Here is a 21,405-nt window from a genome sequence, read left to right as displayed (position 1 = left end):
TTCTCCGAGGGCATTTTTTGTCATCCGCATTCCCATTTTGCCACCGTTTCTGGCCGGTTAGCCCCCTCCCCCTCATTTTCTCCTGTTATTGTGGCGGACTCTGTGCTAACCTTTCAAAACAGACAGGTTCAGAACCTTTTCGAACCGGCGCCCTCCCCGCCGATACTCAACTTTCAAGGAGGATACGTACACAACCGACCGACTGCTTCTCGACCCGGACACCGGCGCGCCCGGTACTCTGCGGAGGTCCGCACCCAACGACAACAATCGTTTCAGCGCGATCCAGGAGACAGGAAAAATGGCAGGCAAAAAGATTTACAAGACTTTGTATTTCTGGGTTCTTTTCGGCATCGCCATGGGCATTCTCATCGGCTTCATTCCCCAGACCAAGCATTTCGCCTCCGGGCTCGAGCCCCTGGCCAAGACATTCATCAAGATGGTCAAGATGGTCATCGCTCCCATCATCTTCTGCACGGTGGTCACCGGCATCGCCAAGATGGGCGACATGGGCAAGGTGGGCCGCGTGGGCCTCAAGGCCATGCTCTATTTCTGGACAATGACCCTTTTCGCCCTGGCCATCGGCATGGTGGTGGTCAACTTCACCAAGCCCGGCGTGGGCATGGACGAGTACGCCGCCAAGATGCAGGCCGACGCCGCGCAGGTGAAGAAGGTCGAGGCGTACGCCGGCGAGACCAAGAAGCTCTCCACCGTGGAATTCCTCACCAACATCGTTCCGGATTCGGTGGTGGGCGCGTTCTCCAAGGGCGACATCCTCCAGGTCCTGTTCTTCTCCATCCTCTTCGGCACCGGCCTCTCCGCCCTGGGCGACAAGGCCAGACACGTCACGCAATTCATCGACGAGTTCGCCAAGGGCATCTTCAAGGTCGTCCATTACATCATGTACTTCGCGCCGTTCGGCGCGTTCGGAGCCATGGCCGTGGTGGTGTCCACCCAGGGGGCGGACGCGCTCCTGGCCCTGGGCAGGCTGATGATCGACGTCTACTCCACGTGCCTGCTGTTCATCTTCGTGGTGCTGTGGATCGTGTGCAAGCTGGCCGGGTTCTCCCTGTGGAAATACCTCAAGTACATCTCTGAGGAAATCCTCCTGGTGCTTGGCACCTCGTCCTCCGAGGCGGCCCTGCCCCGCATGATGGCCAAGATGGAGAACGCGGGCGCCGACCAGTCCGTGGTGGGCCTGACCCTGCCCATGGGCTATTCCTTCAACCTGGACGGCACCTGCATCTACCTGACCATGGCGGTCGTGTTCCTGGCCCAGGCCACCAACACCCCCCTGACCCTGGCCGACCAGCTCTACATGATGTTCGTCCTGCTCCTGACCTCCAAGGGAGCGGCGGCGGTCACCGGCGGCGGCTTCATCACCCTGGCCGCCACCATGGGCTCCGTGGGCAACATCCCCATGGCCTCGCTCACCCTGCTTCTGGGCGTGGACCGCTTCATGTCCGAAGCCCGCGCCATCACCAACCTGATCGGCAACGGCGTGGCCACCCTGGTGGTCGCCAAGTGGGAAGGCGCGCTGAACGAGAAGAAGCTCCAGACGGTGCTCGCGGGCAGCCTCTCCAACGGCTACGCCGACGACCCCGAGGACATGCTCATCGCCGAGCAGCCCAGCGGCAAGAACGACAAGGCCTAATTACCGAGCCTGCAAAGCGTAACGCGAGACCGGTCCGTATATGCCAGCCGTACGGACCGGTCTTTTTTGTCCCGTCCCCTTGTTCCGACGCCCCGACCATCACCGCACACATATGTGGCGCACGCCACACATGTGTGGCGTGCGCCACATGGTAGCGCCACACCACCGAGGGAGCACCCACTGCCTGCTCCCGTCCGCCCGCAAACCATAAACCCTCTTCTGCAAAGGACTTCCCAGGCGCCCACCCAAGAGGCGCAAACTGGCACGCTTATTGCCTCAAAGGGAAGTCGCCCGACAGGAACCAGCATCACGCAACCCTAACATGGTCTTTCGAGGCTGAGGCATTTCAGAGAACACCGCCCCCCTCCGGAACGTATCCGGCGGCGCGGCGGCCAAAGAGAGGTCGGTCGGAACATCCGTTTTCAACAGCAGTGCGACTCGAGGAGTGGGACAGTGGAAGGAAAGAAGTTTTACCAGACGTTGTATTTCCAGGTCATCGTGGGCATCGCCATCGGCATAACCCTCGGATTCTTCGCGCCCCATCTGGCCAAGGATCTCAAGCCGATCGGCACGGGCTTCATCAAGCTCATCAAAATGATGATCGCGCCCATCATCTTCGGAACGGTCGTCGTGGGCATCGCCAAAATGGGCGACATGAAGAAGGTCGGCCGCGTGGGCGTCAAGGCCCTGCTCTACTTCGAGGCCGTCACCACCCTGGCCCTGGTCATCGGCTTGGCCATGGTGCACCTGATCGCGCCCGGCAAGGGAATCAACGTGGACGTCTCCCAGCTGGACACCCACGGGATCGCCCAGTTCACCTCGGGCTCGAAGCATCTGAGCACCCTGGACTTCGTGATGAACATCATCCCCAACTCCGTGGTGGACGCCTTCGCCCGGGGTGAGATTCTCCAGGTGCTGCTGTTCTCGATCCTCTTCGGCTTCGGCCTGGCCCATATGGGCAAGCAGGGCGAGAAGGTGCTGCACTTCATCGACGAGTTCACCCACGGCATGTTCGTGGCCATCGGCTACATCATGAAGCTCGCGCCCCTGGGCGCCATGGGCGCCATGGCCTTCGCCGTGGCCAGCTTCGGCGGCGGCACCCTCACCGGCCTTCTCAAGCTCCTGGCGGGCGTCTACCTCACCGCCTTCCTGTTCGTCTTCCTGGTGCTCGGCACCATCGCCAAGCTGAACGGATTCAGCCTCTGGAAATTCATCAAGTACATCAAGGAAGAATTCTTCGTGGTCATGGGCACCTCCTCCTCGGAAACCGTGCTCCCCCGCCTCATGGCCAAGCTGGAGAACGCCGGGTGCGCCCAGTCGGTCGTGGGCCTGACCATCCCCACCGGCTACACCTTCAACCTGGACGGCACCAGCATCTACCTTACCATGGCGGCCGTGTTCATCGCCCAGGCCACCAACACCCCGCTCACCTTCGGGCAGGAAATGACCATCCTGGGCATCCTGCTGCTCACCTCCAAGGGCGCGGCCGCAGTGGCCGGCGGCGGCTTCATCTGCCTGGCCGCCACGCTCTCCACCGTGCCTACCCTGCCTGTGGCGGGATTGGCCCTGCTCCTGGGCGTGGACTGGTTCATGGCGACCTGCCGGGCGCTCACCAACATGATCGGCAACGGCGTTGCCACGATCGTTGTGGCCAACTGGGAGAACTCTCTTGATAAAAACCGGTTGAAATGCGTTCTGGACGGCGATTATGAACTGGAAGCCGAGCAGCCGGAAGAAGTACTCGTCATGGAACCCGCAGTCGGTTGCAACAAGACCGACGCCTAACTCAAGGGAGGAGGAAGTAAATGTCGATCCCGTCCATCGCCACCCACAAACCCGTGGTCAGCTGCAGGTGCGCGGCCTATCTGGACTGGTTCCAGATGCTGTCCGGCGCATGCCTGGTCATGTTCATGTGGGCGCACCTGTTCCTGGTCTCAAGCGTGATCATAGGCCCCGGCGTCATGAACGCCATCGGCCACTTCTTCGAAGCGACCGGCATGGCCCAGGTTGGCGGTCCCGCCATCTTCGCCCTGTTCCTCTTCCACTTCGTGCTGGCCGCGCGCAAGATCCCCTTCACCTCCAAGGAGCAGGGCGTCATGCTGGCCAACGCCAAGCGCATGCACCACTCCGACACCTGGTTGTGGGTCGTCCAGGCCGTCACGGCCATGATCATCCTCCTCATGGGCTCCATCCACATGTGGGTTGTGCTCACTGACCTCCCCATCACCGCGGCCAAGTCCGCCGCGCGCGTCCAGGGCGGCTGGTGGATGCTCTTCTATCTGGTGCTCTTGCCCATGGTGGAGCTGCACGTGGGCATCGGCTTCTACCGCATCATGGTCAAATGGGGCGTTATCGACAGCAAGGGGCGGTTCGGCTTCAAGAAGAAGGAGAACATGCTCACCGCCATCATGATCGGCATCGGCGTGCTCACGCTGCTGCGCTTCTGGTTCCTGGCAATCAAATAAGGATACCGACATGCAGATATTCCAAACCGACCTCTTGTGCATCGGCGCGGGCCTGGCCGGCGAGCGCGTGGCCATCGAGGCCGCGGACAACGGCTTCTCCGTCATCTGCCTCTCCCTGGTCCCGGCCAGGCGCTCCCACTCCTCGGCCGCCCAGGGCGGCATGCAGGCGGCGCTCGGCAACTCGGCCATGGGCGAGGGCGACTCCCCGGATGTGCACTTCGCGGACACGGTGAAGGGCTCCGACTGGGGCGCCGACCAGGAATGCGCCCGCATCTTCGTGGACACCGCCCCCATCGCCATGCGCCAGATGGCCTTCTGGGGCGTGCCCTGGAACCGCGTGGTGCCCGGCGAGGCCACCTACTACAAGGGCGGCAAGCCGTTCACCGCCTTCGAGAAGCCCGAGAACGAGGGCCTCATCCACTCCCGCAGCTTCGGCGGCACCGCCAAGTGGCGCACCTGCTACACCTCGGACGGCACCGGCCACGCCGTGCTCTACACCCTGGACAACCGCGCCGCCCAGATGGGCGTCGAAGTCCACGACAAGACCGAGGCCATCGCCCTGATCCATGACGGCGAGACCTGCATGGGCGCCATCGTGCGCTGCCTGAAGACCGGCGAGCTGCGTGCCTACCTGTCGCGCGCCACGCTGATCGCCACCGGCGGCTACGGACGCATCTACCGCGAGTCCACCAACGCGGTCATCTGCGACGGCGGCGGCCACATCGCCGCCCTGGATACCGGCGTGGTGCCCATGGGCAACCCCGAGGCCATCCAGTTCCACCCCACCGGCATCGTGCCCACGGACATCCTGGTGACCGAAGGCTGCCGAGGCGACGGCGGAACGCTCCTGGACGTGAACCAGTACCGCTTCATGCCGGACTACGAGCCGGACAAGGCCGAGCTGGCCTCCCGCGACGTGGTCAGCCGCCGCATGACCGAACACATGCGCAAGGGCCTGGGCGTGAAGAGCCCCTACGGCGACCACCTCTGGCTGGACATCCGCCACCTGGGCGAAAAGCACATCACCACCAAGCTGCGTGAAGTGCAGGAGATCTGCGAATCCTTCCTGGGCGTGGACCCGGTGCACCAGCTCATCCCCGTGCGCCCCACCCAGCACTACTCCATGGGCGGCGTGCGCACCAACAAGGACGGCGCGGCCTACGGCCTGAAGGGCCTCTACTCCGCGGGCGAAGCAGCCTGCTGGGACATGCACGGCTTCAACCGCCTGGGCGGCAACTCCCTGGCCGAGACCATCGTGGCCGGCATGCACGTGGGCGGCAAGGTGGTGGAGTTCCTCTCTGGCACCGAGACGGTCATCAAGACCGAATGCATGCGCGACGCCTACCGCAAGCAGGAAGACCGCATCCGGGCGCTCATCCACGGCACCAACGGCCGCGAGAACGTCTACGCCGTGCGCAACGCCATGTTCGACACCATCATGAAGGGCGCGGGCATCTTCCGTAACGGCGCCGACCTGCAGGAAAGCGTGGACAAGCTCTCCGAGATCCTGGTGCGCGCCCGCAAGGTGGGGCTCAAGTCCAATGGCCTTGGCGCCAACCAGGAGCTGGCCATCGCCCTCAAGATCGAAGGCATGGTCAAGCTGGCCCAGTGCGTGTGCTACGCGGCGCTGAAACGTACCGAATCGCGCGGCGCGCACACCCGCGAGGACTTCCCCGAGCGCAACGACCGCGACTGGCTGAACCGCACCCTGGCCACCTGGGCCAAGCCCGAGGATGTCCTGCCGACGCTCAACTACGAGCCCTCCACCACGGTGTTCGAGATTCCCCCTGGTGAACGCGGCTACGGCGGCGGCAAGATCATCCCCATGGACACCCCGCCCAAGGCCACGCCCAAGGGCAAGAAGGCCTAGGGAAGGCAAGGAGCATACAATGGCCAGAATGCTGAAATTCAATATATTCCGGTACAATCCGCAGGACCCCAACTCGGTCCCGCACATGCAGAGCTTCACCATCGATGAAACCGAGTCCATGACGCTCTTCATCGTGCTGAACCGCCTGCGCGAAGAACAGGACCCCTCGCTGCAGTTCGACTTCTGCTGCCGCGCCGGCATCTGCGGGGCCTGCGCCATGGTGGTCAACGGCCGCCCGGGCCTGGCCTGCCACACCAAGACCAAGGATCTCCCCGACGAGATCACCCTCATGCCCCTGCCCATCTTCAAGCTGGTGGGAGACCTGTCCGTGGACACCGGAACCTGGTTCCGCGCCATGTACAAGAAGATCGAATCCTGGTGCCACACCAAGAAGGTCTTCGACCCCACCGCCCAGGAAGAGCGCATGGACAACGCCGTGGCCGAAGCCATCTACGAGCTCGACCGCTGCGTGGAGTGCGGCTGCTGCGTGGCCGCCTGCGGCACGGCGCTGATGCGCGAGGACTTCCTCGGAGCCACGACCCTGAACCGCGTCGCCCGCTTCATGCTCGATCCCCGCGACGAGCGTACCGAGAAGGAATACTTCGACATCATCGGCACCGACGAGGGCATCTTCGGCTGCATGGGCCTCCTGGCCTGCCAGGACGTGTGCCCCAAGTACCTGCCCCTGCAGGACGTTCTGGGCAAGCTGCGCAAGAAGATGGCCTTCGCCGCCGTCAACAACTTCCTGCCCAGTTTCCTCAAGCGGGAGATCAACCTGTAGGTCCTTATTCAATCGGCTTCGCGGGCCGCACCACTGCCAAGGGATGCCCGCTTACGAGCCATGAACCGAGGGAGCGCCGGGGGAGAACACACCACCCCCGGGTCCGGTGGGGATTAGACCCCGGACGGGGCAGGGGGCTAAAAGCCCCCGCCCCGGCCCCCCAAAAAGGGAGATGCGATGCGTACGATTCCAGCGCAGACGATCATCGACAAGGTGGCCGAGATGTGCATCGCGGCCAACCGCGAACTCCCCGAGGACGTCCTGCGGACCTTCAAGGAACGCCAGGCCGCCGAGGAGAACCCGGCAGCTAAGGAAACCTTCCGCCAGCTTCTCGAGAACGCCGAGCTCTCCAGGGAGACCGGCCTGCCCCTCTGCCAGGACTGCGGCCTCGCCGTGTTCTTCGTGGAGATGGGCGAGGACGCCCACGTGGAGGGCATGAGCCTCCGCCAGGCCATCAACGAGGGCATGGTCAAGGGCTACAAGGAGGGATACCTGCGCAAGTCCTCCTGCGATCCCTTCACCCGCAAGAACACCGGGGACAACGGCCCCGCCATCATCCACTTCGACCTGGTCCCCGGCGACAAGCTGAAGATATGGATGATGGCCAAGGGCGGCGGCTCCGAGAACATGAGCCGGGTCATGATGTTCCCCCCGGCCGCCGGATGGAAGGGCCTTCGCGAGTTCATCATCAACCGCGTGGCCGAGGCGGGCCCCAACCCCTGCCCCCCCATCCTGGTGGGCATCGGCATCGGCGGCAACTTCGAGCTGGCGGCCATCAACTCCAAGAAGGCGCTCCTGCGCGACATCGACGACAAGCATCCCGATGCCGACATCGCCAAGCTTGAGGAAGAGGTCCTGGCCTCCATCAACAAGCTCAACATCGGGCCCATGGGCCTGGGCGGCAAGACCACCTGCCTGGGCGTCAAGATCATGGTGGCCCCCTGCCATCTGGCCAGCCTGCCCCTGGCCGTGAACGTGCAGTGCCACTCCGCGCGGCACAAGGAGGTCGTGCTCTAATGGCCGAATATACCCTGACGACCCCGCTCACCGACGCGGACATCGAGAAGTTGAAGTCCGGCGACGTGGTGTACATCACCGGCACCATCTACACCGGCCGCGACGCCGCCCACAAGCGACTGACCGATTCCCTGGACAAGGGAGAGGCCCTGCCCTTCGACCTCAAGGGCGCGCTGATCTACTACGTGGGACCGAGCCCCGCGCCTCCGGGACGCCCCATCGGCTCGGCCGGGCCCACCACCTCCTACCGCATGGACACCTACGCCCCCCGCCTGCACAGCCTGGGGCTCAAGGGCACCATCGGCAAGGGCAAGCGCAGCCCGGAAGTCAAGGACGCCATGGCCAAGTACAAGGCGGCCTATTTCGGCGCCACCGGCGGCGCCGGCGCGCTGCTGTCCCAGGCCATCAAGGCGGCGAAGGTCATCGCGTACGAGGACTTGGGCCCCGAGGCCATCCGCGAACTCACCGTGGAAAAATTCCCCCTGCTCGTGATAAACGATTGTCACGGCGGGGAACTTTACACCACGCCTAACCTGGAGGCTGCCCTGGCGGGCTAGCCGGTCCACCCGAGGGGGCCGGTCCGCCACACGCCAACCCGGCGGACCGGTCTTCCCGCAAGAGGGCGAACGCTCGCGCTTTTGCGGGAAGGCTTGACTCCCTTCTCCGAGGCTGGCTGGCAGGCATACAATGCCTTCGGGGATTGGCTGACAGGGTGTCTTGCATTCCGCGGCGCGCGCGGGGAAGCGTTTGGGAGGACGCCCCCCGCGCCGCCAAAAAGAGCCGCGTGGCTTTCTCCCCGCGCCGTTCCCGTGCTTGACCGGACGCTCTACCGGACGCACTTAGGAATGCGGGGAAACGAAAACCGCGAAGCTCCCACCGGCAAGTCCTACCGTCGCAGGAGGAATTGCCGCCGCCCTGACGAAGAGACCGCCCAAGGAGTTAGGAGATGCCAAGCAGGATTTTAAAGAAACGAAGCCTCATCCCGGGGCAGACCAGCGAGCTGACCCTGGAAGCGCCGCACATCGCGGCCAAGGCCAAGCCCGGAAATTTCGTCATTCTGCGCGTGTGCGAGGGGGGCGAACGCATCCCCCTGACCATCGCCGACACCGACAAAGAGGCCGGGACGATCACCATCGTCTATCTCGTTCTCGGCAAGACGACCGCCCATCTTGAAACCCTCAAGGAAGGCGAGGAAATCCTCGACCTCTGCGGCCCCCTCGGAAAGGACACCGACATCCACAAGCTGTCCGGCCCCGTGATCTGCGTGGGCGGCGGCACCGGCATCGCGGCCATGCACCACATCGCCAAGGGGCACCACATGGCCGGCAACCATGTCATCGCCATCATCGGCGCGCGCACCAAGGACCTGCTCCTGTTCGAGGACGAGCTCAAGCGCTTCTGTCCCGAGGTGCTGGTCTCCACCGACGACGGCTCCTACGGCCACAAGGGCCTGGTGACCGAGATCCTGGAAGCGCGCCTGAAGGCCGACCCCACCATCGGTGAGGTCGTGGCCGTGGGCCCCGTGCCCATGATGGCCGCGGTGGCCCGCACCACCAAGCCGTTCGGCGTCCATACCACGGTGAGTCTCAACTCCATCATGGTGGACGGCATCGGCATGTGCGGCGCCTGCCGGGTGAGCGTGGGCGGCAAGACCAAGTTCGCCTGCGTGGACGGCCCCGAGTTCGACGGACAGCTGGTGGACTTCAAGGAGCTCTCCAGCCGCCTTTCGGCCTTCAAGGTCATGGAACAGATTTCCTACGAGGAGTTCAAGAAGAGCCATGTCTGCAAATGCTCCTGCCGATAACAAGAAGGTGAAGACTCCCCGCACGCCCATGCCGGAACAGCCGGCCGCCGAGCGGGTGAAGAACTTCCAGGAAGTGACCCTGGGCTACACCCCGGAGATGGCCGCCATCGAGGCCAGCCGGTGCATCCAGTGCAAGAAGCCCCTGTGCCGCAAGGGCTGCCCGGTGGAGATCGACATCCCCGGCTTCATCAAGCAGATCGTCGCGGGCGACCTGCACGAAGCCTACCGGGTGCTGCGCGAAACCAACTCCCTGCCCGCCGTGTGCGGCCGGGTCTGCCCCCAGGAGACCCAGTGCGAGGGTTCCTGCATCCTGGGCAAGAAGGGCGAGCCCGTGGCCATCGGCCGCCTGGAGCGCTTCGTGGCCGACACCTACATGGCCTCCGACGCCTGCGAACAGCTCACCGGCGACCACGCCTGCTCCCTGGAGCGCGAGGGCCTCAAGGTGGCCTGCATCGGGGCCGGGCCGTCCAGCCTCACCGTGGCCGGATACCTCTCGGCCCAGGGCATCAAGGTGCACGTGTACGAGGCCCTGCACGAGCTGGGCGGCGTCCTGGTCTACGGCATCCCGGAGTTCCGCCTGCCCAAGGCCATCGTGCGCAAGGAGATCGACGCCATGCGCGCCCAGGGCGTGGAGTTCCACACCAACTGGGTGGGCGGCAAGACCATCACCGTGCAGGACCTCCTGGACCAGGGCTTCAACGCCGTGTTCATCGGCGTGGGCGCGGGCCTGCCCAAGTTCCTGCGCGTGCCCGGCGAAAACCTGATCGGCGTGTTCTCCGCCAACGAATACCTCACCCGGGTGAACCTGGGACGGGCCTACAACTTCCCCGAGCACGACACCCCGGCCTACACGGGCAAGAACGTGGCCGTGTTCGGCGCGGGCAACGTGGCCATGGACGCCGCGCGCACGGCCAAGCGCCTGGGCGCGGAGCGGGTCATGATCGTGTACCGCCGCACCGAGAAGGAGATGCCCGCCCGCCTGGAGGAGCTCCACCACGCCAAGGACGAGGGCATCGAGCTCATGTGCCTGAACGCCCCCGTTGAGCTGGTGGGTGACGAAAAGGGCTGGCTCAAGTCCCTCACCGTGCAGAAGATGATGCTGGGCGAGCCCGACGAGTCCGGCCGCTGCAGCCCCATCGCCTGCGACGGGGAGTTCTGCGAAATCCCCTGCGACATGGCCATCATCGCCGTGGGCACGGGCTCCAACCCCCTGATCGGGCAGTCCACCCCGGGACTTGAGCTCAACAAGTGGGGCTACATCGTCATCAATGAAGAGACGGGTGAAACGTCCATTCCCAATGTGTTCGCGGGCGGCGACATCGTCACCGGCGCGGCCACGGTCATCTCGGCCATGGGAGCGGGACGGCGCGCCGCAAAGGAGATCGCCAGGCGGCTCATAGGCTAAAAGCGTAACGGGACGGCCTCTCCGGACCGCCTGGCGAGGATGCTAGGCGAGCGGGCGAGAGCGAACGGCATGTACGACGGGTGGTCCGTCGGCATGTCTTCGATCCGCGCCAGGCGTTTCCGAGGGGTCGTCCCGCCCGAAAAGGGACAGTCTAAACGTACATCTGTCCAGTCTTGCATGCCGCCCGTTCCTCTCAAAGGACTTGCGGTGGATTTGCCATGACTGTAAAGAATACGTCCCCACACACTGGACGCTTCAAGCAAGCATCTTATCCTTAAACAGAGGTTGAGTTGGGCCTATGAACGTCATCTCTCTCACCGCCTCCCGGGACCTGGATTTCATCGCCCGGGTGGAGAAGGAATCCGGACAGAAGGTGAGCCTGTGCTACCAGTGCGGCAACTGCACCGCCGGTTGCCCCTACACCTTCGTCTACGACATCCCCGTCCACCAGGTCATGCGGCTTCTCCAGGCAGGGCAGAAACAGACCCTGCTCTCTTGCCGCTCCATCTGGCTGTGCGCCACGTGCCAGTCCTGCACCACCCGCTGCCCCAACAACATCGACGTGGCCCACGTCATGGACACGCTGCGCCACATGGCCCGGCGCGAGGGCCAGGACACCGAATACGGGGTGAAGTCCTTCGTGGACAGCTTCCTGGAGTCGGTGGAGAAGAACGGCCGGGCCTTCGAGATGGGCCTCCTGGTGAGTTTCATCATGAAGACCGGACGCTTCTGGACCGACGTGGACCTGGCCCCCAAGATCCTGCCCAAAGGCAAGCTTTCACCCCTGCCCCACAAGGTGAAGAACCCGGCGGCCATCGCCAAGATATTCGAGCGGTTCCGGCAGGAGGGCCACAAATGAGCACGCGGCTGCGTTACGCCTACTATCCCGGATGCTCGGGCCTTGGCACGTCCAAGGAATACGACACCTCCACCCGCGCGGTCTGCCAAGCCCTGGGCATGGAACTGGTGGACATCCCCGACTGGAGCTGCTGCGGCTCCTCCCCGGCCCACACCGTGGACCACCGCCTCTCCAGCGCCCTGGCCGGGCGAAACCTGGCCCTGGCCGAGATGCTGGAAGACGTCCGCGCCATCATCACCCCCTGCCCCAGCTGTCTGACCAACCTGAAGACCGCGGCAGTGCGGATCAGGAAACCCGAGTTCGCCGCCGAGGTGAACAGGCTTTTGGACAAGCCCGTGAGGAACACCCTGCCGGTCAAGTCCGTGCTGCAGGCCATCATCGAGGACGTGGGCGTGGACGCCGTGCGGCCCAAGGTGTTCAAGTGGCTCACGGGGCTGAAGCTCGCCCCGTACTACGGCTGCATCATGAACCGCCCGCCCGAGATCATGGAGTTCGACGACCACGAGAACCCCGTGGCCATGGACCAGCTCATGGAGGCCGTGGGGGCCGAACCCGTCGCCTTTCCCCTCAAGGTGGAGTGCTGCGGCGCGTCCTACGGCGTGGCCCGGCGCGACATCGTGCAGACTCTTTCGGGCAAGCTCTTGGACATGGCGGCGCTGAACGGCGCCGACGCCATGGTCACGGCCTGCCCCCTGTGCCAGATGAACCTGGACCTCAGACAGGACCAGATCAACTCGGCCAACAAGACCAGCCACAACATGCCGGTGTTCTACTTCACCCAGCTCCTGGGCCTGGCCCTGGGGATCGGCGAGAAGGACCTGGGCCTCTCCAAGCTCTGCGTGAGTCCCAAGGCGCTCTTGGATTCACTGGAAGCCAGGGCGGAGAGGAAGGCTGGATAAGATCAGGAAAAGAAAGGCGGAAAAGATGCCTCCGGCGGCCAAAGGGAGTTCCTCCCTTTGGAATCCCGTTTAGGGGGCTTGGCAAAATGCCAACCGACGTCGGACGGGACCGGCCCGTCAGGAGAGCGGTGAGAATATGAAGATCGGAGTTTTCGTCTGCCATTGCGGCTCCAACATCGCGGGCACCGTGGACGTGGTGAAGGTGGCCGAGGCCGCCAAGGCCATGCCTGAGGTGGCCTTCGCCTCGGACACCATGTACGCCTGCTCGGAACCGGGCCAGGAAGGCATCGTCCGCGCCATCAAGGAAAAAGGCCTGGACGGCGCCGTGGTGGCCTCCTGCACCCCGCGCATGCACGGCCCCACCTTCATGCGCACCGTGGCCCGCGCGGGCCTTAACCCCTACATGTTCGAAATGGCCAACATCCGCGAGCACGTCTCCTGGATCGGCAAGGACAAGGGGGCCAACACCCGCAAGGCCATCGACCTGGTGCGCATGGCCGTGGCCAAGCTGGCCCAGAACAAGCCGCTCTACCCCAAGAGCTTCGCCATCAACAAGCGGGTCATGGTCATCGGCGGCGGCGTGGCCGGCATCCAGGCCGCCCTGGACTGCGCCGACGGCGGTCTGGAAGTGGTGCTCGTTGAGAAGACCACCTCTATCGGCGGCAAGATGGCCAAGCTGGACAAGACCTTCCCCACCGTGGACTGCTCCAGTTGCATCCTCGGCCCCAAGATGGTGGACGTGGCCCAGCACCCCAACATCACGCTCTACGCCAACGCCGAAGTGGACGACGTGTTCGGCTACGTGGGCAACTATCAGGTGGAGATCCGCCGCAAGGCCACCTACGTGGACTGGAAGAACTGCACCGGCTGCGGGGCCTGCATGGAAAAGTGCCCCAGCAAGAAAAGCCCGGACCCCTTCAACGAGAACGTGGGCAAGACCACGGCCATCAACATTCCCTTCCCCCAGGCCATCCCCAAGAAGGCCGCCATCGACCGGGCTTCCTGCATCCGCTTCAAGACCGGCAAGTGCGGCGTCTGCGCCAAGGTCTGCCCCACCAAGTGCATCGACTACGAGCAGCAGGACGTCATGGTCACCGAGGAAGTGGGGGCTATCATCACGGCCACCGGCTACGACCTCATGGACTGGACCGTCTACGGCGAATACGGCGCGGGCCGCTACCCGGACGTGATCACCTCGCTGCAGTACGAGCGCATCCTTTCGGCCTCCGGCCCGACGGGCGGGCACATCAAGCGCCCCTCCGACGGCAAGGAGCCCAAGACCGTGGCCTTCATCCAGTGCGTGGGCTCGCGCGACAAGTCCGTGGGAAGGCCCTACTGCTCGGGCTTCTGCTGCATGTACACCGCCAAGCAGGCCATCCTCACCAAGGACCACATCCCGGACAGCCAGTCCTACGTGTTCTACATGGACATCCGCGCCCCCGGAAAGATGTACGACGAGTTCACCCGGCGGACCATGGAGGAATACGGCGCGCAGTACATTCGCGGGCGCGTGTCCATGGTCTACCCCAAGGGCGACAAGATGATCGTGCGCGGCGCCGACACCCTGGCCGGAACCCAGGTGGAGGTCGAGGCCGACCTGGTGGTGCTGGCCGTGGGCGCCGAAGGCGCGGCGGGCTCGGCCCAGCTGGCAGAGAAGCTTCGCATCTCGTACGATTCCTACGGATTCTTCATGGAAGGGCATCCCAAGCTCAAGCCCGTGGAGACCAACACGGCCGGGGTCTACCTGGCCGGGTGCGCCCAGGGGCCCAAGGACATCCCCTCCTCGGTGGCCCAGGGCAGCGCGGCCGCGGCCAAGGTGCTGGGGCTCTTCTCCAAGGACCAGCTGCAGAGCGACCCGCAGGTGGCCAAGGTGGACCTCAAGCGCTGCGTGGGCTGTATGAAGTGCGCCATGACCTGCCCGTTCGGGGCCATCAAGGAACTCGAGCAGCGCGGCGAGATGAAGGTGCAGGTCATCGAGACCGTGTGCCAGGGCTGCGGCCTGTGCACCTCCACCTGCCGCCAGGGAGCCATCCAGCTCCAGCACTTCACCGACAACCAGATCCTGGCCGAGATCAACGTCCTGCTCGAAAACCAGCTTGAGGAGGCCTAGGCATGGACAAGGAATTGCGCATCGTAGGCTTTCTCTGCAACTGGTGCTCCTACGGCGGGGCGGACACGGCGGGCGTGGGCCGGTTCATCCAGCCCACGGACCTGCGCATCATCCGCCTCCCGTGCTCGGGGCGCATCGATCCGCTCTTCGTGCTGAAAACCCTGATCGGCGGCGCGGACGGCGTGCTGGTTTCGGGCTGCCACCCGCGCGACTGCCACTATTCCGAGGGCAACTACTACGCCAGGCGCCGCCTGGAGGTGCTCAAGCGTTTCCTTCCGGTCATCGGCATCGACCAGGGGCGTTTCGAATACACCTGGGTCTCGGCCTCGGAAGGCCAGCGCTGGCAGCACGTGGTCACCACCTTCACCAACCAGATCCACGCCCTCGGCCCCATCCAACGCATCGGCAAGGACGCTCAGGCTAGGGCCTGCGCCTTCGGCAGAACCCTTGAAGTGGACATCCCGGCCTAGGCGGAGGACATCATGCCAGTACTTGAAGAACTCAAGGCCCAGATAGCCAGGCGGCTCCCCGAGCTCGACATGGTCATCGGCTGGGGCCACGGATACGACTGCCTGCACCGCACGCCCGTATTCATCGAAAACGCGGCGGACATCGAGAAGCTGGTCTTCGACCCCCTGTGCGTGCACAACCTCTCCACCTATCTCACCCGCTACGGCAGCGGGAAAAAGATCGGCGTGGTGGTCAAGGGCTGCGACAGCCGCTCGGTGGTGGAACTTCTGCAGGAAAAGCTCATCAACCGCGACAACATCGTGGTCTTCGGCCTGCCCTGCGAGGGCGTGGCCGACCTGGGCAAGGTCAAGCGCGCCCTGCAGGAACAGAACCTGGACATGGGCCGCGTGAAATCCGCCACCGTCGAGGGCGGCAAGCTCATCCTGGCCGTTTCCGGCAAGGAGGTCGCCCTGGCCCTGAATGACGTGCTGGCGGACAAATGCGGACGCTGCCGCTACCACAACGCCGTCATCCACGACGAATTCGCCGGAACCCCGGTGGAGGGACAGGCCCAGGACGCCTACGAGGACCTGGCCGCCTTCGAGAACCAGACCCTGGAAGAGCGCATGGAGTTCTGGCGCGGGCAGATGGAGCGCTGCGTGCGTTGCTACGCCTGCCGCAACGCCTGTCCCATGTGCGTGTGCCGCGACCACTGCATCGCCCAGAGCCGCGACCCCAACTGGGTGAGCCAGGGCGACGGCCTGGAGGAGAAGTTCTTCTTCCAGATGATCCACGCCATGCACCTGGCCGGGCGCTGCACCGAGTGCGGCGAGTGTGAGCGGGCCTGCCCCGTGGACATCCCCCTGCTCCTGCTCAAGCGCAAGCTGGGCAAGGAGATCCAGGAATTGTTCGACTACCGCGCCGGAACCGAGCCCGAGGTCAAGCCGCCGCTTCTGGCCTTCAAGGTCGAGGAAGACAACATCAACGAGAGGGGCTGGTGATGGCCGCCAAGTTTCTTCCCGCGGACAAACTGAACGAGTGGATCGCCGAACTGGCCGAATCGCGCCGGGTTCTCGTGCCTGTCACGGAGCAGAACGCCGTGGTGTTCCGCCCCTATGCCAAGGACACCGAGCCCGTGTTCGGCCGCCAGGCCAACGTGCCGCCCAAGGCCAGCATCTTCCCGGCCTCCGAGCGGCTCATGGCCTTCACCTACGTCAAGAACCCCGAGGACCTGGGCCAGGTGGCCGTGGAGGTCCAAGAAACCATCGAGCCCGAGCCCACGGTGGTTTTCGGCGCGCGCCCCTGCGACGCGCGCGGCTTCACCGTGTTCGACCGGGTGTACGACGGCAAGAAGGTCCAGGACCCCTACTACAAGGCCCGGCGCGAAAGCACCCTCTTCGTGACCATGGCCTGCGACGATCCGGAGAACGCCTGCTTCTGCCACTGGGTGGGCAGCTCGCCCTCGGACCCGGAAGGCTCCGACGTGCTCCTGACCCCCCTCGAGGGCGGCTTCCTGGTGGAGGACGTGTCTAAGCGGGGCAAGGAGTTGCTTTCGAGCAAGCTCCTCTCCGACGGCTCCAAGAAGGTCAAGGAGGCCCGCGCCGCTCACGCCGCGGCCCTGGCCGCCCTGGGCGAGGCATGGAGCCCGGCCGAGGCCCCGGCAAAGCTCATCGAGAAGTTCGATGACATGGGCTTCTGGGAACAGGTTTCCGCCAAGTGCATCAGTTGTGGGGCCTGCACCTACCTGTGCCCCACCTGCTACTGCTTCAACGTCACCGACGAACGCAAGGGCATGCGCGGCGAGCGCATCCGCACCTGGGACAACTGCATGTCCTTCCAGTTCACCCTGGAGGCCAGCGGCCACAACCCCAGGCCCACCAAGGCCCACAGGCTGAAAAACCGCGTCGGCCACAAGTTCAGCTACTACCCGGACATCCACGGCGGGGCCATCGCTTGCTGCGGCTGCGGCCGGTGCATCAAGTTCTGCCCCGCCAGCGTGGACATCCGCGAGATCGTGCGCCTGTCCGTGGAACGTCCCGTAAGCAAGCCTGAAAAGCAGTAGGGAGCCATACTCCATGACTTCAAATCCCTATCTCCCCGAGATCGCCACCGTGGTGGAGACCATCCAGGAAACTCCCACCATCAAGACCTTCCGCGTGAAGCTGAACAACCCCGAGCGCATGAAGGCGTTCAGCTTTCAGCCCGGCCAGGTGGGCCAGCTCTCCGTGTTCGGGGTGGGCGAATCCACCTTCGTCATCAACTCCCCGCCCACGCGCATGGACTATCTCCAGTTCTCGGTGATGATGGCCGGGGAAGTGACCTCCAGGCTGCACTCGCTGAACGCAGGCGACCAGGTGGGCGTTCGCGCGCCGCTTGGCAACGCGTTTCCCGTCGAGGCCATGAAGGGCAAGAACGTGGTGTTCGTGGGCGGCGGCATCGGCATGGCCCCGCTACGCACGCTGCTTCTGTACATGCTGGACAAGCGCAAGGACTACAAGAACATCACCCTGCTCTACGGCGCGCGCAGCCCCGAGGACATGGCCTTCCGCTACGACCTGGACGACTGGACCACCCGCAAGGACATGACCACCGTGCTGACCATCGACCGGGAATCGCCGGGCTGGCAGCACAAGGTGGGGCTCATCCCCAACGTGCTCCTTGAGATGAACCCCTCGCCCAAGAACACCGTGGCCGTCACCTGCGGCCCGCCCATCATGATCAAGTTCACCCTTCAGGCCCTTCTGAAGCTCGGCTTCAAGGACGACCAGATCATCACCACCCTGGAGAAGCGCATGAAGTGCGGGGTGGGCATCTGCGGACGCTGCAACATCGGCACGAAATACGTGTGCGTGGACGGCCCCGTGTTCACCTACGCCCAGCTCAAGGAGCTCCCCAACGAGCTGTAGGGCCGCCGCTGCGGCGCCACGCCCCTGGAATCATGCGCATCGAGCGACACACGCCCGCCTGTTCCGGAGCCTTCCGAACGGCACCGGACGGCGGGCGTTTGCTTCGGGATCGCCACCGCAGCCGGGATGACGAGACGCTTTTTTTATGCAACACTAAATACATGAATCGCTGAACATTCATTCTCCCAAATGGGTGTGCGGTTCGCGTTGAAAGCCGGGCGCAAGCCCGTATCGCCTGCCAGGACGTTCCGCTCGGGTATGGTTTGAACGCCGCCATCAGGCGGCCCCGTGCATCTCATACGTGGAGGTCTTGCCATGAGGCTGACGTTGAAGGCCGCTTTCCTCGCCCCTGTGTTGCTTGTCGTCACCGCCGGGCTGGCCGGGCTTGTCTGGTTGGGAGCCAACGCCACCCGCGACTCCGCCCTGGCCATGATGCGCTCCGACCTGCCCACCATCGCCCAGGCCATCGTCAAGGACGTCTCCGACTCCATGCGCTTAAAGACCCAGGCCCTCACCACCTGGACGGATATCGCCGTGGTCAAGGCGTCGGCCGCGGGCACCGGCGACCAGGAGTCCTTCCAGAAGCGCATGAGCGCGACCGTGACGGGCATGAAGGAGCTGGGCATCGACTACGTGAGCCTCTACGACGCCAAGGGGGACCTGGTGGGCTCGAGCCTCCCCGGCTCCCTGGCCAAGGCCAACATGGCCGACCGCGACTATTTCAAGGCCGTCACCTCCGGAGGAAAAACGTCCTTCATTTCCAAGGCCATCGTCAGCCGCATCTCCAACAAGGAGGTGCTGGTGGTGGCCGTGCCGGTCAAGTCGGCCGAAGGCCAGATCACGGGCGTGCTCACGGCGGCCGTGGACCTCAAGGCGCTCACGGGCGCGGTGTCCTCCACCAAGATCGGCTCCACCGGGCACGCGCTCATCTTCGAGCCGGACGGAACGGCCATCGCCCATCCCGATCCGGCCCAACTGCTCAAGGCCGATTCCTCCAAGAACGATCTCGTGCAGCAGGCCCTGGCCACCAAGGGCGACGCCCTGCTGACCTCCGCCGACGGACGCCTGGCCGCCGTGGGCAAGGACCCCTTCACCGGATGGACCTACTGCGTGCTGGCCCCCATGGAGGACATGTTCGAGCAGGTGCGCGGCTCCATCAACCGTCAGGCCCTGCTGGCCGCCCTGGTGACAGTGGTGCTCACCGTCGCCATCTGGCTTCTGTCCGTGAAGGTGGTCACCAGCCCCCTGACCCGCTGCCTGAACTTTGCCAAGGCCGTGGCCGGGGGAGATCTGAAGAAGGAAATCCAGACGGAGACGGTCTGCGTGGAGCTCAACGGGATGTCCCTTGCCCTGGGCGAGATGGTCTCCACTCTCAAGGCCAACCTGGCCAGCATCGCGGAAAAGGAAAGCCTGGCCCAGGCCGAGGCCGAAAAGGCCCAGGAGGCCCTGCGCCAGGCCGAGGAGGCCGGGTGCAAGGCCGAACGCTCCCGCCTGGAGGGTCTCCTGGAGGCGGCATCCCTGCTGGAGGGCGTGGTCAAGGGCGTGAACGATTCCTCGGAAATCCTGACGAGGCAGATGGACGAGGCCGTGCAGGACGCCCAGACCCAGCAGGACCGCACCTCCGAGACCGCCACGGCCATGGAAGAGATGAACGCCACGATCCTGGAGGTGGCCAGAAGCGCCCAGGATGCGGCTTCCCAGACCGGGCTGGCCAGCGAAAAAGCCAACGGGGGCCGAAGCCTGGTGGAGCAGGCCGTCACCGCCATCTCGGGCGTGGACTCCCTGGCCGGGGAACTCAAGAACGCCATGGACGCCCTGGCCACCCAGACCAAGGCAGTGGACCAGGTGCTCACCACCATCTCCGACATTGCCGACCAGACCAACCTGCTGGCCCTGAACGCCGCCATCGAGGCCGCCCGCGCGGGCGAGCACGGGCGCGGCTTCGCCGTTGTGGCCGACGAGGTGCGCAAGCTCGCCGAGAAGACCCAGACCGCCACCAAGGAGGTCGGGGCCACCATCGCCTCCATCCAGGGCGGAACCCAGGACAACGTCCAGAAGGTGGAGCGCATGGCCGGAGCCGCCACCCAGGCCAGCTCCCTGGCCAGGAACTCCGGCGGGGCCCTGAACGAGATCGTCTCCCTGGTGGAGACCGCCTCGGACCAGGTGCGGGCCATCGCCACGGCCAGCGAGCAGCAATCCGCAGCCAGCGAGGAGATCACCCGCTCCGTGGACGAGATCCGCGAGTTGGCCGGACGCATCTCCCAAGGCATGACCCGCTCGGAGGAGACCCTGCGCGAGCTGGAATCCCAGAGCGAGTCGTTGGAGCAGGTGATCGGGCAACTGCGCGGCAACCAGCTGGAAGCGTAAGGTGACATGCTGGCGGAGATACTCGAATACCTGGCGACCCCATGCCCGCCGTGGGGACGCTCCCTCGGGTACCTGAAGGAATCCATAGCCATTTCAGCCAGGGCGCGGCGATGCCGGGCCGCCTGGCGCGAGCATCTGGAAAACTGCCGGGCCGCCGTGCTTGAGGCGGCCCGGACCTGCCCGGTTCGCGGCACCGCCGTGGTCCTCGGCTCCGGGGCGATCCTGGACATTCCCGTGGAGGAGCTCTCCGCCATGTTCGGGCGGGTGGTCCTGGCGGACCTGGTCCACCCATGGACTGCCCGGCTTCGCGTACGCAAGCTCGCGGGCGTCCAGCTGGACAGCGTGGACGTGACCGGCGCCCTCTCCGACGTGGCCGCCGGTCGCATGCCCGTCCCCGCCACGCCGGACCTCTACCGGAACCTTGCTCCCGACCTGACCGTCTCGGCCAACATCCTCTCCCAACTGGCCCTTCTGCCTGTGAAGCGCCTCAAGGCCGCCGGAAAGCACACGCCCGAGGACCTGGCCGGGTTCGCCGCCCGGCTCCAGTCCGCGCATCTGGAGTGGCTGCGCGGCTTGCCCGGAGTCGTCTGCCTGCTCACCGACACTTCCTGGAACGACGGCGTCCGCGAAGGCTCCCTGCTGGAAGGAATCGACCTGCCCGAGCCGCTACGCGCCTGGACCTGGAACATCGCCCCCCGCCCCGAGGCCTACCCGGACCGGGACGTGTCCCACCGGGCGGGCGCGTTCGTCCTCTCGCGCCCCAGCTGACTTTTTTCCGCCTTTTTCCCACATAGCGCTATGTGGGTATACTTCCGCCAACG

General features: G+C 64.9%; 18 protein-coding genes. All 18 read left to right on the top strand.

The features are described from left to right. The first annotated feature begins 298 nt into the window (after nucleotides 1–298). The 18 genes from dctA (at nucleotide 299) to ML540_RS03580 (ending at nucleotide 21,352) form a co-directional block, all read left to right on the top strand. The gene (dctA, locus tag ML540_RS03665) at nucleotides 299–1,651 is read left to right on the top strand and encodes a C4-dicarboxylate transporter DctA (protein ID WP_243358598.1); all 1,353 of its coding nucleotides are present in this window, start codon (nucleotides 299–301) and stop codon (nucleotides 1,649–1,651) included. Nucleotides 1,652–2,104: 453 nt separating this feature from the next. Then, entirely contained in the window at nucleotides 2,105–3,436 is a 1,332-nt protein-coding gene (locus tag ML540_RS03660; protein WP_243358597.1) for a dicarboxylate/amino acid:cation symporter, read from the top strand. A gap of 20 nt (nucleotides 3,437–3,456) precedes the next feature. Next, a complete protein-coding gene (locus tag ML540_RS03655) occupies nucleotides 3,457–4,116 on the top strand; it encodes a succinate dehydrogenase/fumarate reductase transmembrane subunit (RefSeq protein WP_243358596.1) in 660 nt (219 codons plus the stop codon). 10 nt (nucleotides 4,117–4,126) lie between these two features. Continuing rightward, complete coding sequence (locus ML540_RS03650) at nucleotides 4,127–5,986, top strand: fumarate reductase flavoprotein subunit (RefSeq protein WP_243358595.1); 1,860 nt, start codon at nucleotides 4,127–4,129, stop codon at nucleotides 5,984–5,986. Nucleotides 5,987–6,005: 19 nt separating this feature from the next. After that, entirely contained in the window at nucleotides 6,006–6,767 is a 762-nt protein-coding gene (locus ML540_RS03645; RefSeq protein ID WP_243358594.1) for a fumarate reductase iron-sulfur subunit, read from the top strand. Between the two features lie 177 nt (nucleotides 6,768–6,944). Continuing rightward, nucleotides 6,945–7,784 carry a fumarate hydratase gene (locus tag ML540_RS03640; protein ID WP_243358593.1) on the top strand — a complete coding sequence of 280 codons (840 nt, stop codon included), beginning with the start codon at nucleotides 6,945–6,947 and terminating at the stop codon, nucleotides 7,782–7,784. Beyond that, complete coding sequence (locus ML540_RS03635; RefSeq protein ID WP_243358592.1) at nucleotides 7,784–8,341, top strand: Fe-S-containing hydro-lyase; 558 nt, start codon at nucleotides 7,784–7,786, stop codon at nucleotides 8,339–8,341. The genes ML540_RS03640 and ML540_RS03635 overlap by 1 nt, the downstream gene beginning before the upstream one ends. A gap of 389 nt (nucleotides 8,342–8,730) precedes the next feature. Then, nucleotides 8,731–9,588: a sulfide/dihydroorotate dehydrogenase-like FAD/NAD-binding protein gene (locus ML540_RS03630; protein WP_243358591.1), complete on the top strand. Its 858-nt coding sequence runs from the start codon at nucleotides 8,731–8,733 to the stop codon at nucleotides 9,586–9,588. Beyond that, the gene (gene gltA, locus ML540_RS03625; protein ID WP_243358590.1) at nucleotides 9,563–10,993 is read left to right on the top strand and encodes an NADPH-dependent glutamate synthase; all 1,431 of its coding nucleotides are present in this window, start codon (nucleotides 9,563–9,565) and stop codon (nucleotides 10,991–10,993) included. Before ML540_RS03630 ends, gltA begins: the two co-directional genes overlap by 26 nt. Nucleotides 10,994–11,291: 298 nt before the next feature. Further along, nucleotides 11,292–11,852, top strand: coding sequence for a 4Fe-4S dicluster domain-containing protein (locus tag ML540_RS03620; RefSeq protein WP_243358589.1), 561 nt, complete (start codon nucleotides 11,292–11,294; stop codon nucleotides 11,850–11,852). Continuing rightward, complete coding sequence (locus ML540_RS03615) at nucleotides 11,849–12,751, top strand: CoB--CoM heterodisulfide reductase iron-sulfur subunit B family protein (protein ID WP_243358588.1); 903 nt, start codon at nucleotides 11,849–11,851, stop codon at nucleotides 12,749–12,751. The genes ML540_RS03620 and ML540_RS03615 overlap by 4 nt, the downstream gene beginning before the upstream one ends. A 136-nt stretch (nucleotides 12,752–12,887) precedes the next feature. Further along, nucleotides 12,888–14,861: a CoB--CoM heterodisulfide reductase iron-sulfur subunit A family protein gene (locus tag ML540_RS03610; protein WP_243358586.1), complete on the top strand. Its 1,974-nt coding sequence runs from the start codon at nucleotides 12,888–12,890 to the stop codon at nucleotides 14,859–14,861. A gap of 2 nt (nucleotides 14,862–14,863) precedes the next feature. Beyond that, on the top strand, nucleotides 14,864–15,331 hold the full coding sequence (locus tag ML540_RS03605) for a hydrogenase iron-sulfur subunit (protein WP_243358584.1): 468 nt from the start codon (nucleotides 14,864–14,866) through the stop codon (nucleotides 15,329–15,331). A gap of 12 nt (nucleotides 15,332–15,343) precedes the next feature. Then, on the top strand, nucleotides 15,344–16,312 hold the full coding sequence (locus tag ML540_RS03600) for a 4Fe-4S dicluster domain-containing protein (protein ID WP_243358582.1): 969 nt from the start codon (nucleotides 15,344–15,346) through the stop codon (nucleotides 16,310–16,312). Then, a complete protein-coding gene (locus tag ML540_RS03595) occupies nucleotides 16,309–17,373 on the top strand; it encodes a 4Fe-4S dicluster domain-containing protein (RefSeq protein ID WP_243358581.1) in 1,065 nt (354 codons plus the stop codon). The genes ML540_RS03600 and ML540_RS03595 overlap by 4 nt, the downstream gene beginning before the upstream one ends. 13 nt (nucleotides 17,374–17,386) lie before the next feature. Next, complete coding sequence (locus tag ML540_RS03590; RefSeq protein ID WP_243358580.1) at nucleotides 17,387–18,217, top strand: FAD/NAD(P)-binding protein; 831 nt, start codon at nucleotides 17,387–17,389, stop codon at nucleotides 18,215–18,217. A 315-nt stretch (nucleotides 18,218–18,532) separates the two neighbouring features. Beyond that, nucleotides 18,533–20,584, top strand: coding sequence for a methyl-accepting chemotaxis protein (locus tag ML540_RS03585; RefSeq protein ID WP_243358579.1), 2,052 nt, complete (start codon nucleotides 18,533–18,535; stop codon nucleotides 20,582–20,584). Nucleotides 20,585–20,590: 6 nt separating this feature from the next. Next, nucleotides 20,591–21,352, top strand: a complete 762-nt coding sequence (locus ML540_RS03580) for a hypothetical protein (protein ID WP_243358578.1) — start codon at nucleotides 20,591–20,593, stop codon at nucleotides 21,350–21,352. Nucleotides 21,353–21,405: the final 53 nt, after the last annotated feature.

This window comes from Fundidesulfovibrio terrae, assembly GCF_022808915.1.
Classification (GTDB): Bacteria; Desulfobacterota; Desulfovibrionia; order Desulfovibrionales; family Desulfovibrionaceae; genus Fundidesulfovibrio; species Fundidesulfovibrio terrae.
This window is presented reverse-complemented; position numbering and strand designations above follow the sequence as displayed.

Excerpts from the sequence above, each read along its gene's own strand:
- dctA (WP_243358598.1), top strand. The coding sequence starts at position 299 with ATGGCAGGCAAAAAGATTTACAAGACTTTGTATTTCTGGGTTCTTTTC.
- ML540_RS03655 (WP_243358596.1), top strand. The coding sequence starts at position 3,457 with ATGTCGATCCCGTCCATCGCCACCCACAAACCCGTGGTCAGCTGCAGG.
- ML540_RS03650 (WP_243358595.1), top strand. The coding sequence starts at position 4,127 with ATGCAGATATTCCAAACCGACCTCTTGTGCATCGGCGCGGGCCTGGCC.
- ML540_RS03645 (WP_243358594.1), top strand. The coding sequence starts at position 6,006 with ATGGCCAGAATGCTGAAATTCAATATATTCCGGTACAATCCGCAGGAC.
- ML540_RS03640 (WP_243358593.1), top strand. The coding sequence starts at position 6,945 with ATGCGTACGATTCCAGCGCAGACGATCATCGACAAGGTGGCCGAGATG.
- ML540_RS03635 (WP_243358592.1), top strand. The coding sequence starts at position 7,784 with ATGGCCGAATATACCCTGACGACCCCGCTCACCGACGCGGACATCGAG.
- ML540_RS03630 (WP_243358591.1), top strand. The coding sequence starts at position 8,731 with ATGCCAAGCAGGATTTTAAAGAAACGAAGCCTCATCCCGGGGCAGACC.
- gltA (WP_243358590.1), top strand. The coding sequence starts at position 9,563 with ATGTCTGCAAATGCTCCTGCCGATAACAAGAAGGTGAAGACTCCCCGC.
- ML540_RS03620 (WP_243358589.1), top strand. The coding sequence starts at position 11,292 with ATGAACGTCATCTCTCTCACCGCCTCCCGGGACCTGGATTTCATCGCC.
- ML540_RS03615 (WP_243358588.1), top strand. The coding sequence starts at position 11,849 with ATGAGCACGCGGCTGCGTTACGCCTACTATCCCGGATGCTCGGGCCTT.
- ML540_RS03610 (WP_243358586.1), top strand. The coding sequence starts at position 12,888 with ATGAAGATCGGAGTTTTCGTCTGCCATTGCGGCTCCAACATCGCGGGC.
- ML540_RS03605 (WP_243358584.1), top strand. The coding sequence starts at position 14,864 with ATGGACAAGGAATTGCGCATCGTAGGCTTTCTCTGCAACTGGTGCTCC.
- ML540_RS03600 (WP_243358582.1), top strand. The coding sequence starts at position 15,344 with ATGCCAGTACTTGAAGAACTCAAGGCCCAGATAGCCAGGCGGCTCCCC.
- ML540_RS03590 (WP_243358580.1), top strand. The coding sequence starts at position 17,387 with ATGACTTCAAATCCCTATCTCCCCGAGATCGCCACCGTGGTGGAGACC.
- ML540_RS03585 (WP_243358579.1), top strand. The coding sequence starts at position 18,533 with ATGAGGCTGACGTTGAAGGCCGCTTTCCTCGCCCCTGTGTTGCTTGTC.
- ML540_RS03580 (WP_243358578.1), top strand. The coding sequence starts at position 20,591 with ATGCTGGCGGAGATACTCGAATACCTGGCGACCCCATGCCCGCCGTGG.